The sequence below is a fragment of the Ruminococcoides sp. genome (genome assembly GCF_057037865.1).
The window spans coordinates 89,342-105,965 of the sequence record NZ_DBLZMS010000005.1; the positions used below are offsets into that span (position 1 = coordinate 89,342).

The following is a 16,624-nucleotide window of genomic DNA, read 5'->3' on the forward strand; positions in this document are numbered from 1 at the left end:
TTACAGAATACCTTTTAATGCCTTAAATGAAATAAAAAAATAGTCGAATGTGGTATCATGTGATGTGATACAGGTTATCAGACGGGATTTATTTTGTTTTATATCTTAATTAAGCAGGTGAATGAATTATGTCAGAAGTAATCAGAATTTTTGTTGAAAAAAAGGATGGCTTCAATGTTCTTGCAAAGCAGACGCTTTGGGACATCCGCCACAACCTCGGTATGAAGTCTGTCGAAGATCTTCGTTACATTGTGCGTTACGATCTTGAGGGACTTACTAAGGAAGAATATGACAAGGCGAAAACCATTGTTTTGTCAGAGCCTAACGCCGATGTAATCTATGAAGAAACTCTCCCCGTTGAGGACGGCTGGAAGGTATTCGCAATGGAGTATCTCCCCGGTCAGTACGATCAGCGCGGCGACTCTGCCGAGCAGTGCGTTCAGCTTCTTACTCAGGGTGAGCGTTGCAAGGTTCTTACAGCAAGAGTAATTGCTCTCAAGGGCAATATTACAGACGAAGAGCTTGTAAAGGTTGAGGAGTACCTCATCAACCCTGTTGAAAGCCGTCTTGCATCTCTTGAAAAGCCAAAGACTCTTGATATGGAAATTCCCGTTCCAGAAAATGTTAAGAGGGTAGAGGGCTTCAACGGCTGGAATGACGATGAGATGCAGAAGTATTACGATTCAATGGGCTTTGCAATGACACTTGCAGACCTCAAGTTCTGCCGTGATTACTTCAGAGATACAGAGCACCGTGATCCGTCGGTTACAGAACTTCGTGTAATTGACACATACTGGTCGGACCATTGCCGTCACACAACATTCCTTACAAGACTTGAAGAGATTGAGATTGAAAAGTCTGCTCTCGGCAAGGTTATCGAGGACGCACTCAGCGAGTATTATGCAACCCGTGACGAGGTTTACGGCAAGGATACAAAGAGAATCGTTTCACTTATGGATATGGCTCTCATCGGTATGAAGTCACTCAAGAAAAAGGGACTCATTCCCGACCTTGACGAAAGTGAAGAAATCAATGCCTGCTCAATTCAGGTTCCCGTTACTATAGATGGAAAAACAGAACAGTGGCTCGTTCAGTTCAAGAACGAAACTCACAACCACCCGACAGAAATCGAGCCTTTCGGCGGTGCCGCAACCTGTCTTGGCGGTGCAATCCGTGATCCGCTTTCAGGCCGTTCATATGTATATCAGGCTATGCGTGTTACAGGCTCGGGCGATCCGACAATTCCTTTCAAGGATACAATGCACGGCAAGCTCCCTTCACGCAAAATTACAACAGGTGCCGCTCAGGGTTACAGCTCATACGGTAACCAGATCGGTCTTGCAACAGGTCAGGTAACCGAGCTTTACGATCAGGGCTATGTTGCAAAGAGAATGGAAATCGGTGCTGTTATCGGTGCATCTCCAAAGGAAAATGTTATCCGTGAAACTCCTCTCCCCGATGATGTAATCGTACTTCTCGGCGGAAGAACAGGCCGTGACGGCTGCGGCGGTGCAACAGGTTCTTCAAAGGCTCACGATGAAAGCTCAATCGAAACCTGCGGTGCAGAGGTTCAGAAGGGTAATCCTCCGACAGAAAGAAAAATTCAGCGTTTGTTCCGCAATCCCGAAGTTGCAAAGCTCATCAAGAGATGCAACGACTTCGGTGCAGGCGGTGTTTGCGTTGCTATCGGTGAACTTGCCGACGGTCTTACGGTTGACCTTGACAAGGTAACAAAGAAATATGACGGCCTTGACGGTACGGAGCTTGCTATATCCGAAAGTCAGGAAAGAATGGCTGTTGTTCTCGATAAAAAAGATGTTGACAAGTTTATTTCACTTGCATCAAAAGAAAACCTTGAGGCTACAGCCGTTGCGGTTGTAACCGAAAGTCCTCGTCTTACAATGAACTGGAGAGGCGACACAATCGTTGACCTCAGCCGTGAGTTCCTCAACACAAACGGTGTTACTCAGGTTGCCAAGGCTTATATCGAGGCTCCGAAGTGGGAAGGCTGCTACCGTAAGGTTGCTCCCGCAAAGCTTAAAGATATGCCTGCTGACGAGGCATTCCTTGAAAATATGTCAAGACTTGAAGTTTGCTCACAGATTGGTCTTGCAGAAAGATTTGACGCATCAATCGGTGCGGCTACGGTAATTATGCCGTTCGGCGGTAAGAATCAGCTCACTCCTCAGGAGGCTATGGCTGCAAAGATTCCGCTTGAGAAGGGCGAAACAGACGATGCAACAGCAATGAGTTACGGCTATATCCCCGGTGTTTCACGCTGGAGTCCGTTCCACGGCTCTGCTTATGCAGTTGTTGAGTCGCTTTCAAAGCTGCTTGCAATCGGCGCAAACCCGATGACAGCAAGACTTACATTCCAGGAATATTTTGAAAGACTTAAAGATGTTCCTTCCCGTTGGGGTAAACCTGCCGCAGCACTCCTCGGTGCTATGCAGGCTCAACTCAAGCTTGGACTTCCGTCAATCGGCGGTAAGGACAGTATGTCGGGTACATTTGAGGATATTGATGTTCCGCCTACACTCGTAAGCTTTGCCGTTGCAATGACAAAGGCATCAAAGACAATTTCAACAGAATTCAAGAACGCAGGTTCAAAGGTTATCTTTGTTCCCGTTCCCGAAAATAAAGAAACACTTATGCCTGTATGGGATAAGCTTATCGAAATGTACAACGCTGTTTATGCTCTCTGCGAGGACGGCAAGGTGCTTTCTGCATCGGTTGTTAAAGAGGGCGGTACTGCCGCAAGCGTATGTAAGGCTTGCTTCGGTAACGGCTTTGGCTTTAAGTTTGCAAACGAACTCACAAATGACGAGCTTTTCGCTCCGCTTTCGGGTTCGCTTGTTATCGAACTTGCAGACGGTGCAGAGCTTTCAAACGATGTTCTTCACTATGACCTCGGTACTGTTACGAACGATGCAAAGATTACGGTAAACGGCAAGGAAATCGAACTTTCCGCACTCCTCGAAAAGTGGACTGCTCCGCTTGAAAAGGTATTCCCGACAAAGGCTGAAGTGCCTGAAATCGAAGTTGATGTTCCGCTTTACAGCGAGAGAAATACATCTTCACCTGCAATCAAAACTGCAAAGCCTACTGTATTTATCCCTGTATTCCCGGGTACAAACTGCGAGGTTGATACGGCAAGAGCATTTGAAAAAGCAGGTGCAAATGTTGAAATGCTTATCGTCAAGAACCTTTCTTCAAACGATATCGAGGAAACAATTGACGAAATGGAAAAGCTCATTGCAAAGTCACAGATGATTATGCTTCCGGGCGGTTTCTCAGGCGGTGACGAGCCTGACGGTTCAGGTAAGTTCATTGCAACAACATTCCGCAACCCGAGAATTGCAGAGCAGGTTAACAACCTTCTCAAGAATCGTGACGGTCTTATGCTCGGCATCTGTAACGGATTCCAGGCTCTTATCAAGCTCGGACTTGTTCCTTACGGCGAAATCAGAGAGCTTAAAGCAAATGATCCGACGCTCACATTCAACACAATCGGCAGACATATTTCACATATGGCTTATACAAGAGTTACTTCCGTTAAGTCACCGTGGTTTGCAAATGTCAACGCAGGCGATGTGTTTGCTGTTCCCGTGTCACACGGTGAGGGCAGATTTATGGCTGATGTTGAAACTGTTAAAGAGCTTGCAAAGAACGGTCAGATTGCAACACAGTATGTTGACCTTGCCGGCAACCCAAGCGGTGACATTGAGTTCAACCTCAACGGTTCTGTTTGTGCAATTGAGGGTATCACATCACCTGACGGCAGAGTTCTCGGTAAAATGGGACACAGCGAGAGAAAGGGCGAAAACCTTTACAAAAATGTTCCGTTCGCAAAAGACCAGCAGATTTTTGAAAGCGGTGTAAAATACTTCAAGTAATTTATAACCGAATATTTTATATAAAAACTAAGGACATCCGTTTTTCGGATGTCCTTGTTGTTTGTGCGGTATAGTACGCAATAATATTGTATTGTTATTGTAGCATTGTGACATTAAAATATAATCGGAAATGTTACGCTCGGGCATTATAGCTTTGCATTTGTAAAACTGTCTGCACGAACGGGGGACGGCGACACGCAGACAATAGATGACTTACCGTAATCGGAAATGTTGTGCTCGGGCATTTATAGCTTTGCATTTGAAAAACTGTCTGCACGAAAGGGGTACGGCGACACGCCGTTAATAAATGCCTTGTACGGTGACTTCGCCTGAATTGATAAGTTTGGTGGTTTTGTCGGGAAGCTCTGCAATAAGCTCGCCGTCAGGGTTTACTCCCACAGCTTTTGCGGTAACGGACTTTCCGTCTTTGGTGAATGTTATATCTCTGCCGACTGTTGCGCAAAGGCTTGTGTATTCCTTTAATGCGACAGGGGAAAGCTTTAAATCGTTTTTGATGAATTCCTCTTCAATGTGGTTAAGTACACAGGCAAAGAATTTGTTCTTGTCAAAATGACCGCCTGTTGCAAGATAAATTGAAGTTGCCTTTTCTTTTATGTCATCGGGAAAATCCTGAGTATCGGCATTGATTCCGATGCCTGTAATTACATATTCTACGGCGTCAAATTCGGCACTCATTTCGGTTAGAATACCGACAAGCTTTTTCTTTCCGATGATGATATCGTTCGGCCATTTTATACGGCAGTCAAGTCCCGTGAATTCTCTGATTGCCTTGCAGACCGCAAGACCTGCAAGAGGGGTGATTGACGATACCTCTGACGGGGCAATCTTTGGCCTTAACAAAAACGAAAAGGTGATGCTGTCATCCTTTTTTGCTTTCCAAACTCTGCCGAGTCTGCCCTTGCCCTGAGTTTGTTCTCTGGCAACGGCAACCGTGCCGTTTTCGCAACCGTCTGCACCCAGCTTTTTGAGGTAATCGTTTGTTGAACCAACCTCGTCAAGGACGATGAGGTTTTTACCGATTACGGAGGTTTTCAGGTATTTTTCGATTGCAGGCTCGTTGAGGTGTGGGGGATAGGCAACAAGGCGGTATCCACGGTTTGTTACAGAGTCAATCTTGTAGCCCTGTTCCTTGAGATTGTTAATCGCTTTCCATACTGCCTGTCTTGACACACCAAGCTGTTCGGAAATTTCACTGCCCGAAACATAGCCGTCTGTTTTTGTTAAAAGTTCAATAATTTTCTTTTGCATAACATCACCGATTTTAAAATTTAATGTAAAAAATTACGGACGATTCTAAACAAAATCGCCCGTTTTTGAATGTTAATTATTTACTTTTGTTTGCCGCAACAATTTTCTTGACTGCAATGCTTACTGCCGAACCGACAACAAAGCAAGCAATGATTTCAAGAATGCAGTTGATTGAAAGAGCAGGGATAACCACGGCTGTGATTACATTAAGTCCCATAACTTCGATACTGCCGAAAAGGATTGCCATAAAGCCAAGGAAGAAGGCTGTGTTCATAACAGGGCAGAGTATAGTAGCAATAAGATCGTTAAGATTGAACTTGCCTACAGTTTTACCTTCAAACACCTTGCCCAGACCTTTTGCGATAAGTCCTGTGAACCAACCCATAAGAGCTCGTGCAACAACACAAATTATAAAGGTGTAAAACCAGTTGATTGAAAGCATTGCCGTGCCGAATGCGTCCATACCAAAGCATTGTACAAAGCTTGTGATACCAAAGAGTGTGCCGAGAATCAATCCTGCTGTAGGACCGAGAACGGTTGCACCGATTGCAATCGGAATGCAAAGGAATGAAATGGAGAGCGCACCGATCTTCAGATATCCGAGCGGTGTGAGCGCCATTACAAGCGTCAATGCGATAAGCACTGCAAGAATAACCATTCTTTGCACCTTTGAAAAGTTTCCTGTCTTGTTCATAAAAAATTCCTCCTGCTGTTTCCCTGCTCATTTTCCGCAGGTGAAACGCAAATAATATTTACAAGGGGAGAACCCCGTTGCATCAAATTAATAATTCAAAAACAAGTTGTATATTAAATTGTATTTATTTTTTATTTCTCTCGTAAATAATTTTGAGTCCGTCAAGAATAATATTCTCATCAAAGATAATATCGTGACGGCAGTTTTTGATTGCAAGCGGAGCAAGACCGCCTGTTGCAATAACCTTGCATTCTGTCTTGCATTCCTCGGTAAACATATCAACCATTCCGTCAAGCATACAGGCTGTTCCGAACATAATTCCCGAACGAATGCAGTCGGATGTGTTTGACGAAATTACCTTCTTTGGAGCTTTCATATCAACCGATGAAAGCAATGCGCCGTGATTTGTGAGTGCGTCAAGCGAAATTCCCATACCGGGGGCAATTGCACCGCCGTGATACGCGTTGCTTGCGTCAACATAGACAATTGCGGTTGCTGTTCCCATAAAAATCATAATGAGAGGACCGCCGTATTTTTCACACGCTCCCACACAACCGGCAACGATATCTGCACCCAAGGTTTCGGGATGTTCTATCTTGATGTCAAGACCTGTCTTGAGTCCCGGACCGATGAGCAGACTTTTTTTGCCTGTAACGGTCATAATCGCACGTCTGAGATTATATGTAAATTTCGGAACAACAGAGCTTATAATAGCGCCGTCAATGTTTTTTGCATCAATGTTGTAAATCTGCAAAAATGTGAAAAGTTCAACGGCAAGCTCGTCGCTTGTTTTGTTTTCATCGGTTGAAAAACGGAGTTTGAATTTTAAATTATCTCCGTCAAAAATGCCGAGCTTGACATTGGTGTTTCCGACATCGGCCGCAAGCAGCATTGCTGTTCCCTCCAAACGGTTTTTATAAATATGCTTTTACAAAAGTTTAGATTTAATCGTATTTTACTTTGCTTATTATATCATAAAAAATTATTTCTTCAAGGGCGAATTTAAGGAATTTATCCGATTTTTGGAAAATCAGAAAAAATTGTTGAAATTTGCGTTGGATTGTGTATAATTAAAATAGGTGTGTATAACACGGTCATGTATTACGCAAAATTCTGAAAGGAATGGTTTATTAAATGGACAGTTCAGAAATCAAGCAGCTCCGAATTCTTGCCGCAAGGTCAAGAATGGGCGCAATTCTCGGCACTTACCACGCCAAATCAGGTCATCCCGGCGGATCGCTTTCGGCAGCAGATATTTTCACATATCTCTACTTTAAGGAAATGAATGTTGATCCTAAAAATCCCGATATGCAGGACAGAGATCGTTTTGTTCTTTCAAAAGGTCACTGCTGTCCGGCTCTTTATGCAACACTTGCACTCAAGGGCTTTTTTGAATGGGACGAGCTTACAAAGCTCCGTCATGTAGGCGCTATGCTTCAGGGACATCCCGATATGAAGGGTACTCCGGGTATTGATATGAGTACAGGCTCACTCGGTCAGGGCATTTCGGCTGCCTGCGGTATGGCACTTGCGGCTAAGCTTGATAACAAGAGCTATCGCACATATACAGTTCTCGGTGACGGTGAAGTTGAAGAAGGTCAGGTTTGGGAGGCTGCAATGTTTGCCGCTCACAACAAGCTTGACAATCTCGTTGTAATTGTTGACCAGAACGGACTTCAGATTGACGGTACTGTTGAAGAGGTTGCAGGCATTGAGCCTCTTGATAAAAAGTTTGAAAGCTTTGGCTTTGAAGTAATCAAAATTGACGGTCACGACTTCAATCAGATTGAATCGGCTCTCGAAAAGGCTAAGACAGTAAAGGGCAAGCCTACCGCAATTCTTGCCAAGACAATCAAGGGCAAGGGCGTTTCATTTATGGAAAATCAGGTTGGCTGGCACGGCACTGCTCCCAACAAGGAACAGTATGAACAGGCTACTGCCGAGCTTCAGGCTGAAATTGACAGATTGGAGGGCAACTGCTGATGGCACAGGTAATTAAGAAGGCTACAAGAGAAAGCTTTGGCATGGCTCTTTGTGAGCTTGCAAAGACAAATAAGGACATTATTGTTTTTGATGCAGACCTCGCAGCTGCTACAAAGACAGGAATTTTTAAAAAAGAGTTTCCCGAAAGATTTTTTGACTGCGGTATTGCCGAGGGCAATATGGTAGGCGTTGCGGCAGGTATGGCAGCGGCAGGCAAAATTCCGGTTGCCGCATCATTTGCAATGTTTGCAACAGGCAGAGCATTTGAGCAGATTCGCAACTCGGTTGCTTACCCTCATCTTAATGTTAAAATTGCCGGCAGCCACGCAGGTATTTCAACAGGTGAAGACGGTGCTACCCATCAGTGCCTTGAAGATATCGGTATTATGCGTACAATTCCGGGTATGGTTATCCTTAACCCTGCCGATCACTACGAAATGATGGCCGCTACAAAGGCTGCAATTGAGTACAACGGTCCTGTTTATATCCGTCTCGGCAGACTTGCTGTTGACAGTTTTAATGATCCCGATACCTATACATTTGAGCTCGGCAAGGGTATTACTCTCCATGAGGGCAACGATGTGGCTGTTATTGCAACAGGACTTGTTGTAAACGAGGCTTTAAAGGCTGTTAAGGAACTTGAGGCTGATGGCATCAACGCTCGTCTTATTAACATTCACACAATAAAGCCTATCGACAGAGATATCATCATTAAGGCTGCAAAGGAAACAGGCAGAATCATCACCGTTGAGGAACACAATGTTATCGGCGGTCTCGGTGACGCTGTTTGTGATGTTGTAAGTGCAGAGTGTCCTGTTAAGGTTACAAAGATCGGTGTGAACGATCGTTTCGGTTACAGCGGTCCGGCTCTTGAGCTTCTTGACAAGTTCGGTCTTACACAGCCGCACCTTGCAAAGGTTGTCAGAGATGTTGTTAAAGAGGATAAATAATTTCTGAATTAATTTAATAATTGCAAAATATTAACGGTCGGTTTGTTCAAGCCGACCGTTTTTTGTATGTACCATTCAAGAATAAAAAGCAAAGGGCGGATATCGCAAAAAACGGCAGCCGCCCTTTTTATATTAAAACATCCTCAGCAATAAGCCGAATGGGGCTTTAGTCAGCGTGCTTTATCAGCAGCCGCAGCCACAGCTGTTGTTGTCACAACCACAGCCGCCGTTGTTTCCGCCGCAACAGCAGAGAACGATGATAAGAAGAATAATCCATGAGCAGCAACCGTTGCCGTTACCAAAGTTACACATACGCTTACCTCCTTTCGTTTACACTACATATTATTGCAAAAGGAGAAATGTGTGACATCAAAAAATGACGGCTGCGAAAATATTCGTAACCGTCATCAATTGTAATTATTTAATTAAACATTGAATCTGAAAAGAACGACATCGCCGTCTTTCATAACATAGTCCTTGCCTTCACTGCGGACAAGACCTTTTTCTTTTGCGGCTGTCATACTTCCGCAGGCGATAAGGTCGTCATATGCGATAACCTCGGCTCTGATAAATCCACGCTCAAAATCCGAGTGAATTTTGCCTGCTGCCTGAGGTGCTTTTGTTCCTTTTTTGATTGTCCATGCACGAACCTCCTGTTTGCCGGCTGTAAGGTAGGAGATAAGTCCGAGAAGTGCATAGCATTCCTTGATAAGTCTGTCAAGACCGCTTTCTTCAAGTCCCATATCGGCAAGAAACATTTCCTTTTCTTCCTTGTCCATCTCAACGATTTCTTCCTCAATCTGAGCACAAATTGGAAGAACACCGGCGTGTTCCTCGGCGGCAATCTTCTGAACAGCCTTGTAGCCCTCGTTTGAGTCGATGCCGTTTGAGAAATCCTCGTCACTCATATTTGCGGCATAGATAACAGGCTTGTTTGTGAGGAGTGCAACCTCTGAAAGAATTGCCTTTTCGTCATCGTCACATTCAACACTTCTTGCAGGCTTGCCCTCGTTGAGTGCGTCAAGAACTCTTTCAAAAAGGTCGATGTCTTTCTGATACTTTTTATCGCCCTTGAGCATTTTCTTTGTCTTGTCAATTCTGCGTTCGAGCATTTCAACATCGGAGAGAATAAGCTCAAGATTAATTGTTTCAATGTCACGGGCAGGGTTGATGTTGCCTTCAACATGGATAATGTCATCGTTTTCAAAGCAACGGACAACATGAACGATAGCGTCACATTCACGGATGTTTGAAAGGAACTTGTTGCCGAGTCCCTCGCCCTTTGACGCACCCTTTACAAGACCTGCAATATCCACAAATTCAATTGATGCAGGAGTATATTTGTCAGGATCATACATTTCCGCAAGTTTATCAAGTCTTTTGTCCGGAACTGCAACAACACCGATATTCGGTTCAATTGTGCAGAAAGGATAGTTTGCACTTTGAGCACCTGCATCTGTAATTGCGTTAAAAAGTGTACTTTTGCCGACATTTGGAAGTCCGACGATTCCGAGTTTCATTTATTTTCACCTCAAATAATATTCGGGCAATGCTTGCCTATTTTCACTGAATATTGTATTATTATATCGTATGGATACTTACTCTGTCAATTCACAGACGAGTAATGCACACTTTGTTAAGTATATCACATAAAATTGCTTTAAACAATAAGAAAGGAAATTTTTATGAGCGAAATAAATACATATTCTGTAACAATTAAGGTTGAAGAAGAAAATCTTGCTGTTTCAATGGGCAGCGGCAGTCTTTGTGTGCTTGCAACTCCGTGCGTTGTGGCTCTTATGGAAAATGCCGCCGCAGCTCTTGCAGACAAGGTTCTTGACAACGATGAGCTTACAACTGTCGGCACGATGATTTCAATTGAGCACACAAGCCCTACTCCTCTCGGTGCTGAGGTTACGGCAACAGCCGTTCTCAAAAGCGTTGACGGCAGAATGTTTAATTTTGAAGTTTTTGCCGAAGATAAAAAGGGTGAAATCGCAAGAGGCACTCACACAAGAGTAAGCGTAAAATCAGAAAAATTTCAGATGAAGGCGGACAGCAAGTTTGATGAATAAGTACAAATATTATCTGTTTGACCTTGACGGCACAATCAGCGAGAGCGCATTGGGCATAAGAGAGTCACTTGAAAACGCAATTAAAAGTATGGGCAAGCCGTTGCCGAATCTTGACGATTACACATTGTACATCGGACCGCCGTTGCTCGATACATTCCGCAATATCTGCCGTTTCAATGAGGAAGAATCGGCAAGAGGCGTTGAGATTTATCGTGAATACTATAACACCAAGGGCAAGCTTGTGAACAAGCTTTATGACGGCATTGACAGGGTTCTTGCAGAGCTTAAAAACAGCGGTGCAAAGCTTGCCGTGTGTTCGTCAAAGTATGAAAAGTTTGCCGAAGAAATTACAGAACTTCTTGGTGTGCATGATATGTTTGACGCAATCTGCGGTTCAACACTTGACGGCAGTCGAAAAGATAAAAAAGACCTTATTCCGTATGCAGTTGAAAGACTTGGTGGCAGCCTTGAAAATGACAGAGAAAATATCGTCATGATAGGTGATACTTGGTTTGACACAAAGGGAGCAAGACTTTGCGGTGTTGATTTTGTCGGTGTTGAATACGGCTACGGCGACCTTGAAAGCATGAAAAAAGAGGGCGGCAGGGTGTTTGTGAAAACCACGGCTGAACTCTTGGATGTTCTTACAAAGTAAATAATTTGAAATCGGACAAACGGAATTATCCGAAGATTTTTCGCATACATTTTATCAGAGAATAAAATGTGCGGAGGATTTATAATGTTCGTTTTTAATTTAAAAATTAAGGCTAAGAAAACGGTAATTTTGGCGGCGGTGCTGTCCGTAACAGCGGCAATAATATGTACAGCCGTCACGGTTGCAATAAATTCACGGTTGCCCGATACAGCCGTGAGTGATAAAACAGGGGAGTATTCTCTTGTACTTAATGACGGTGAGGAGAAAAAATTCCTTGAACAGTTCGGAGTTGAAACCGCCGACGCAAAGCCTGAGAAAAGGTCGGTTGTAATTCCGTCGGATTTTAATAAATATTATGAGGAATACAACGAACTTCAGAAGAAAATCGGACTTGACCTCGGAAAATTTAAAGGCAAAGAGGTTACGGAGATTACAGTTCCCCTGAAAAAGCCAAAGGATAACAATGCCGTTTTGCTTGTTTACAAAAACAGGGTAATCGGCGGACACATTACAAACGGAGAATACGGCAGTAAAAATCTGCCGCTTGTTGATTAAGATGGAAAGACTCGATAAGCTTATTTCGTCACAAAGAGCCGACGGCAGAAAAGAGGTTCAAAAGCTCATAAAAAGCGGTGCGGTTCTTGTGAACGGAAAAATCTGTAAAAAGCCTGATACTAAGGTTGACCCCGACAAGGATGAAATTGTTGTGGACGGACAGGCTTTGAATTACAGCAAATACATATATATAATGATGAACAAGCCTGCGGGAGTTGTGTCGGCAACCGAGGACAGGCAGTTTAAGACTGTTATTGATATTATCCCCGAAGATATGAAACGAAAGGGACTTTTTCCCGTCGGCAGACTTGACCGTGATACGGAGGGACTGCTTCTTATTACAGATGACGGTGACTTTGCGCACAGCATTACCTCGCCTAAAAAGCATGTGGACAAGAAGTATGTTGCAAAGCTTGACGGAGAAATCACAGAAGATACCGTAAAGGCTTTTTCTGACGGAATTGAGTTTTCTGACGGTACGAAGTGTCGCAGTGCCGTGCTTGAATGTGACGAAAATGATAAAAAAACAGGAATTGTCACAATTTGTGAGGGTAAATATCATCAGGTTAAAAAAATGTTTTTGTGTTGTGGATTAAAAGTTGTGCATCTTCAACGAATTTCAATAGGCGGTTTGTATCTTGATAGCAATTTGCACATAGGCGAGTGCAAATTGTTAACGGATTTGGATAAAAAGTCGGTTTTTATCGGCAATATACACTAAAAAATGCATCTGAATTTTATCCTGTGTCGGTTTTAAATAAAATAATGCATATATCTTTGGTCAATTTCGGTATGGTCAAATTGTGCGAAAAGTGGTATATTATTGTATGTAATAAAGCTAAGGACTTTATCGTTATCGACTAATTGGAGGTTTATACACAATGGCAAATGTTTCATTAAGACATGTTTACAAGATTTATGACGGCGGTGTAACTGCTGTTACAGACTTCAACCTTGAAATTGCCGACAAAGAATTTATCATTCTCGTTGGTCCTTCAGGTTGCGGTAAATCAACAACTCTCAGAATGATTGCAGGTCTTGAGGATATTTCAAAGGGCGAGCTTTACATCGGCGATACACTCGCAAACGATGTTGCTCCTAAGGACAGAGATATCGCAATGGTATTCCAGAACTATGCTCTTTATCCTCATATGACTGTATATGATAATATGGCATTCGGTCTTAAACTCCGTAAGTTCTCTAAGGAAGAGATTAAGAGAAGAGTTGAAGAGGCTGCAAGAATCCTCGGTATTGAGCAGTATCTTGACAGAAAGCCAAAGGCTCTTTCAGGCGGTCAGAGACAGCGTGTTGCTCTCGGTCGTGCTATCGTTCGTAACCCGAAGGTATTCCTTCTTGACGAACCGCTTTCAAACCTTGATGCTAAGCTCCGTGCTCAGATGAGAACAGAGATTTCAAAAATTTATCAGCGTCTCGGCACAACATTTATCTATGTAACCCATGACCAGACAGAGGCTATGACAATGGGTACAAGAATTGTTGTTATGAAAGACGGTTTCATTCAGCAGGTTGATACTCCTCAGCATCTTTATGATCTGCCTTGCAATATGTTTGTTGCCGGATTTATCGGTTCACCTCAGATGAACTTCATCAACGCTGTTCTCTCTAAGAACGGCGGTAAGTATACTCTTGATTTTGACAAGTATCACGTTCCTGTTCCGGAGTCAAAGGTCAATGCTGACCTCGACAACTATGTTGGCAAGGAAGTTGTTTTGGGCATCCGTCCTGAGCATGTTCACGATGAGCCTGAAGAAATTGCTAAGGCTGAGTGTCTTCTCAAAGCCAATGTTGATGTTACTGAGCTTATGGGCGCTGAAATTTATCTCTATGTAAATATCAACGGTACACCTATCACAGCTCGTGTTGAACCTACTTCAACAGCTAAGCCGGGCGACGAAATTGAGATTGCTTTCGATCTCAGCAAGATTCACATCTTTGATAAGGATACTGAGAAAACAATCACAAACTGATTATAATTTAATTTGGTTTTTACGGCGGAGCGTTATGCTCCGCCGTCTTTGCGTTTTGTGTAACAGTAGCGGCGGTCAGTGACCGCCAATCGAACCGATTTTCACAATCGGTTCGACATTACAAATGACCTGTTTAATTAACAATGATATAATAATGTATTTGCTGTGTGTCGTTTTGGTTTTGCAACCAAAACGATTGGCGTTCACTGAACGCCGCTACTGTATGTACTATCAATTGCAATGTTTCGCTCTGGCAAAATATGTTATGATTTTTTCAAACTGTCTGCACGAATAGGGAACGGCGGCTCACCGTGGTTGAATTTTAATGTATGAACATTTTTCGTATTTTGTCACAAAATCAACACAATGTTGTGATATATTAAAAAAGTAATAAAGTTATGTAACAATTGTTTAATTTTGCTTTCAAAACTGTAACTTGTTGCTGATTATGCAAATTCTCTAAAAAAATTCAAGAAAAATTGTAAATAGAGGTTGATTTTTTTCTCGTTTTTGTGTAATATGTATATGAGACAGATTGTATTTTATTGAACTCTTTTACAATCACAATATATAACTGCGGAGAAAACGAGGTAAAAATTTATGTCAAACAGATTATTTCAAGGTATTGTACACCAGATGAAAGACGCAATCGACAGAACGATTGGCGTAATTGACGAGACTTCGGTTGTTATTGCCTGCTCCGAGCTTGGAAAAATCGGCGAGGTAAACGAGAGCGTTAATTCCGAAACACTCAGCTCGACAGCACCGTTTGTTGTGAACGGCTATACATACAGATCTTTCGGCAGCAATGCAAAGTATGATTATGCAGTATTTGTTCAGGGTACCGATGAGTATGCTCAGAAGTATGCTCAGCTTTTGTCGGTTTCTTTTGCAAGCATCAAGCAGTATTATGACGAAAAGTATGATCGTTCAAACTTTATTAAGAATGTTATTCTTGACAACATTCTTCCGGGTGACATTTACCTTAAAGCAAGAGAGCTTCACTTTAACAGCGAGGTTTCCCGTGTGTGTCTGCTTATTAAAATTGTTTCAAAAACAGATGTTTCCGCTTATGATATAGTTCAGAATCTTTTCCCGGACAAGTCAAAGGACTTTGTTATAAACATTAACGAGGTTGAAATTGCACTTGTTAAGGAAATTAAACCCGACACAGAGAGCCGTGACCTTGAAAAGCTTGCAAGCTCGATTTCAGACACACTTTCGAGCGAGTTCTACACACACTGTGTTGTCGGCATCGGCACAACGGTTACAGGCATCAAGGATCTTGCAAGAAGCTTTAAGGAGGCTCAGTCGGCTCTTGAGGTTGCAAAGGTATTTGACACAGACCGTACAATCGTAAGCTATGATAACCTCGGCATTGCCCGTCTTATCTATCAGCTTCCCACAACATTGTGTGAAATGTTCCTCAAAGAAGTTTTCAAGCGTGGTTCAATTGAGAGCCTTGATCAGGAAACTCTCTTTACAATCCAGCGTTTCTTTGAAAACAACCTCAATGTTTCCGAAACATCAAGAAAGCTTTTTGTACACAGAAACACTCTTGTGTACAGACTTGAAAAAATTAAAAAGCTCACAGGTCTTGACCTCCGTGAGTTTGAGGATGCAATCGTGTTCAAGGTAGCTCTTATGGTTAAGAAATACCTCAACGCAAGTCCTACAAAATACTGATTTAGTTAAAGTGTGCCCGAGCATAGTGCGTTCGCTGTGCTCTGGGCGTTTTGACTTTTTATGAGTATTTGTACAATAACTACAAAACAAAGGTGACTTTATGATTGATTTTATAAATGTGTCTAAAACATACCCTAATGGCACTCATGCTCTCTACGGTATTACGCTGAGTATTGATAAGGGCGAGTTTGTATTTATTGTCGGTGCATCGGGCGCAGGCAAGAGTACATTTCTTAAACTCATTATGCATGAGGAAACTCCGACATCGGGCAAAATCGTTATCAACGACACTGATATTACAAAGCTGAGAAGGAGCAAGGTTCCTTATATGCGCCGTCATATGGGCATTGTTTTTCAGGATTTCAGACTTATTGACAAGATGAATGTTTTCGACAATGTTGCGTTTGCGATGCGTGCTGTCGGAAAACCTTCGGCAGTAATTAAAAAGCGTGTTCCGTATGTGCTTGAGCTTGTCGGTCTTAAAGATAAGATGAAAAACAGACCAAGTGAACTCTCGGGCGGTGAGCAACAGCGTGTAAGCCTTGCAAGAGCCCTTGTGAATAACCCCGAAATTATTATTGCCGATGAGCCGACAGGTAATGTTGACCCCGAGATGTCACACGAAATCATTGAGCTTCTCAATGAAATTAACGCAACAGGCACAACCGTTATTGTTGTAACGCATGAACATGACCTTGTTCGTGAGTTTGACAGACGAGTTGTTGTTCTTGACCACGGAAAAATTAAGAGCGACACCAAGGATTTGTTTGTTAAAGATGACTATGCTGACGATTACGGTGATGACAGCGGTGAAGAAGAAAATACACCGGATTATCCCGATAATGCAGTGGTTGTTCCGGAATAATGCGTTTG

15 protein-coding genes are annotated in these 16,624 nt (G+C 42.9%); 10 read left to right on the forward strand and 5 right to left on the reverse strand.

Annotation, left to right across the window (positions count from 1 at the left end):
- Positions 1–128: 128 nt before the first annotated feature.
- Positions 129–3,896, forward strand: a complete 3,768-nt coding sequence (locus tag AC2HW8_RS05920; protein WP_484327279.1) for a phosphoribosylformylglycinamidine synthase — start codon at positions 129–131, stop codon at positions 3,894–3,896.
- Positions 3,897–4,196: 300 nt separating this feature from the next.
- On the opposite strand, the gene AC2HW8_RS05925 is transcribed toward AC2HW8_RS05920, so the two are convergent.
- The 3 genes from AC2HW8_RS05925 to AC2HW8_RS05935 form a co-directional block, all read right to left on the reverse strand.
- A complete protein-coding gene (locus AC2HW8_RS05925) occupies positions 4,197–5,165 on the reverse strand; it encodes a biotin--[acetyl-CoA-carboxylase] ligase (RefSeq protein ID WP_296642921.1) in 969 nt (322 codons plus the stop codon).
- Positions 5,166–5,241: 76 nt separating this feature from the next.
- A complete protein-coding gene (locus tag AC2HW8_RS05930; RefSeq protein WP_015522805.1) occupies positions 5,242–5,859 on the reverse strand; it encodes an ECF transporter S component in 618 nt (205 codons plus the stop codon).
- A 124-nt stretch (positions 5,860–5,983) separates the two neighbouring features.
- Positions 5,984–6,751, reverse strand: coding sequence for a type III pantothenate kinase (locus tag AC2HW8_RS05935; RefSeq protein ID WP_484327280.1), 768 nt, complete (start codon positions 6,749–6,751; stop codon positions 5,984–5,986).
- Between the two features lie 242 nt (positions 6,752–6,993).
- Here AC2HW8_RS05935 and AC2HW8_RS05940 point away from each other — a divergent pair, with 242 nt between their 5' ends.
- The gene (locus tag AC2HW8_RS05940; RefSeq protein WP_015522803.1) at positions 6,994–7,842 is read left to right on the forward strand and encodes a transketolase; all 849 of its coding nucleotides are present in this window, start codon (positions 6,994–6,996) and stop codon (positions 7,840–7,842) included.
- A complete protein-coding gene (locus AC2HW8_RS05945) occupies positions 7,842–8,792 on the forward strand; it encodes a transketolase family protein (protein ID WP_484327281.1) in 951 nt (316 codons plus the stop codon). The genes AC2HW8_RS05940 and AC2HW8_RS05945 overlap by 1 nt, the downstream gene beginning before the upstream one ends.
- A gap of 183 nt (positions 8,793–8,975) precedes the next feature.
- Here the strand turns inward: AC2HW8_RS05945 and AC2HW8_RS05950 are convergent, their stop codons facing one another.
- Positions 8,976–9,104, reverse strand: a complete 129-nt coding sequence (locus tag AC2HW8_RS05950; RefSeq protein WP_015522801.1) for a hypothetical protein — start codon at positions 9,102–9,104, stop codon at positions 8,976–8,978.
- A gap of 113 nt (positions 9,105–9,217) precedes the next feature.
- Positions 9,218–10,312, reverse strand: a complete 1,095-nt coding sequence (ychF, locus tag AC2HW8_RS05955; RefSeq protein WP_117847126.1) for a redox-regulated ATPase YchF — start codon at positions 10,310–10,312, stop codon at positions 9,218–9,220.
- A gap of 165 nt (positions 10,313–10,477) precedes the next feature.
- Here ychF and AC2HW8_RS05960 point away from each other — a divergent pair, with 165 nt between their 5' ends.
- The 7 genes from AC2HW8_RS05960 (at position 10,478) to ftsE (ending at position 16,616) form a co-directional block, all read left to right on the forward strand.
- The gene (locus AC2HW8_RS05960) at positions 10,478–10,867 is read left to right on the forward strand and encodes a thioesterase family protein (protein ID WP_015522799.1); all 390 of its coding nucleotides are present in this window, start codon (positions 10,478–10,480) and stop codon (positions 10,865–10,867) included.
- Positions 10,860–11,522: an HAD hydrolase-like protein gene (locus AC2HW8_RS05965; RefSeq protein ID WP_046433533.1), complete on the forward strand. Its 663-nt coding sequence runs from the start codon at positions 10,860–10,862 to the stop codon at positions 11,520–11,522. Before AC2HW8_RS05960 ends, AC2HW8_RS05965 begins: the two co-directional genes overlap by 8 nt.
- An 84-nt stretch (positions 11,523–11,606) precedes the next feature.
- Positions 11,607–12,077 carry a DUF4830 domain-containing protein gene (locus tag AC2HW8_RS05970; RefSeq protein WP_484327282.1) on the forward strand — a complete coding sequence of 157 codons (471 nt, stop codon included), beginning with the start codon at positions 11,607–11,609 and terminating at the stop codon, positions 12,075–12,077.
- A 1-nt stretch (position 12,078) separates the two neighbouring features.
- Positions 12,079–12,798, forward strand: a complete 720-nt coding sequence (locus tag AC2HW8_RS05975; RefSeq protein WP_302516202.1) for a pseudouridine synthase — start codon at positions 12,079–12,081, stop codon at positions 12,796–12,798.
- A gap of 160 nt (positions 12,799–12,958) precedes the next feature.
- Entirely contained in the window at positions 12,959–14,065 is a 1,107-nt protein-coding gene (locus tag AC2HW8_RS05980) for an ABC transporter ATP-binding protein (protein ID WP_303671698.1), read from the forward strand.
- A gap of 600 nt (positions 14,066–14,665) precedes the next feature.
- The gene (locus tag AC2HW8_RS05985) at positions 14,666–15,751 is read left to right on the forward strand and encodes a PucR family transcriptional regulator (protein WP_015522795.1); all 1,086 of its coding nucleotides are present in this window, start codon (positions 14,666–14,668) and stop codon (positions 15,749–15,751) included.
- 100 nt (positions 15,752–15,851) lie between these two features.
- Entirely contained in the window at positions 15,852–16,616 is a 765-nt protein-coding gene (gene ftsE, locus AC2HW8_RS05990; protein ID WP_021882665.1) for a cell division ATP-binding protein FtsE, read from the forward strand.
- Positions 16,617–16,624: the final 8 nt, after the last annotated feature.

Bases quoted from the DNA above. Each gene is read 5' to 3' on its own strand.
- AC2HW8_RS05975 (WP_302516202.1), top strand. From the start codon at position 12,079: ATGGAAAGACTCGATAAGCTTATTTCGTCACAAAGAGCCGACGGCAGA.
- AC2HW8_RS05930 (WP_015522805.1), bottom strand. From the start codon at position 5,859: ATGAACAAGACAGGAAACTTTTCAAAGGTGCAAAGAATGGTTATTCTT.
- AC2HW8_RS05960 (WP_015522799.1), top strand. From the start codon at position 10,478: ATGAGCGAAATAAATACATATTCTGTAACAATTAAGGTTGAAGAAGAA.
- AC2HW8_RS05935 (WP_484327280.1), bottom strand. From the start codon at position 6,751: ATGCTGCTTGCGGCCGATGTCGGAAACACCAATGTCAAGCTCGGCATT.
- AC2HW8_RS05950 (WP_015522801.1), bottom strand. From the start codon at position 9,104: ATGTGTAACTTTGGTAACGGCAACGGTTGCTGCTCATGGATTATTCTT.
- AC2HW8_RS05985 (WP_015522795.1), top strand. From the start codon at position 14,666: ATGTCAAACAGATTATTTCAAGGTATTGTACACCAGATGAAAGACGCA.
- AC2HW8_RS05970 (WP_484327282.1), top strand. From the start codon at position 11,607: ATGTTCGTTTTTAATTTAAAAATTAAGGCTAAGAAAACGGTAATTTTG.
- AC2HW8_RS05945 (WP_484327281.1), top strand. From the start codon at position 7,842: ATGGCACAGGTAATTAAGAAGGCTACAAGAGAAAGCTTTGGCATGGCT.
- AC2HW8_RS05920 (WP_484327279.1), top strand. From the start codon at position 129: ATGTCAGAAGTAATCAGAATTTTTGTTGAAAAAAAGGATGGCTTCAAT.
- AC2HW8_RS05965 (WP_046433533.1), top strand. From the start codon at position 10,860: ATGAATAAGTACAAATATTATCTGTTTGACCTTGACGGCACAATCAGC.
- ychF (WP_117847126.1), bottom strand. From the start codon at position 10,312: ATGAAACTCGGAATCGTCGGACTTCCAAATGTCGGCAAAAGTACACTT.
- AC2HW8_RS05925 (WP_296642921.1), bottom strand. From the start codon at position 5,165: ATGCAAAAGAAAATTATTGAACTTTTAACAAAAACAGACGGCTATGTT.
- ftsE (WP_021882665.1), top strand. From the start codon at position 15,852: ATGATTGATTTTATAAATGTGTCTAAAACATACCCTAATGGCACTCAT.
- AC2HW8_RS05940 (WP_015522803.1), top strand. From the start codon at position 6,994: ATGGACAGTTCAGAAATCAAGCAGCTCCGAATTCTTGCCGCAAGGTCA.
- AC2HW8_RS05980 (WP_303671698.1), top strand. From the start codon at position 12,959: ATGGCAAATGTTTCATTAAGACATGTTTACAAGATTTATGACGGCGGT.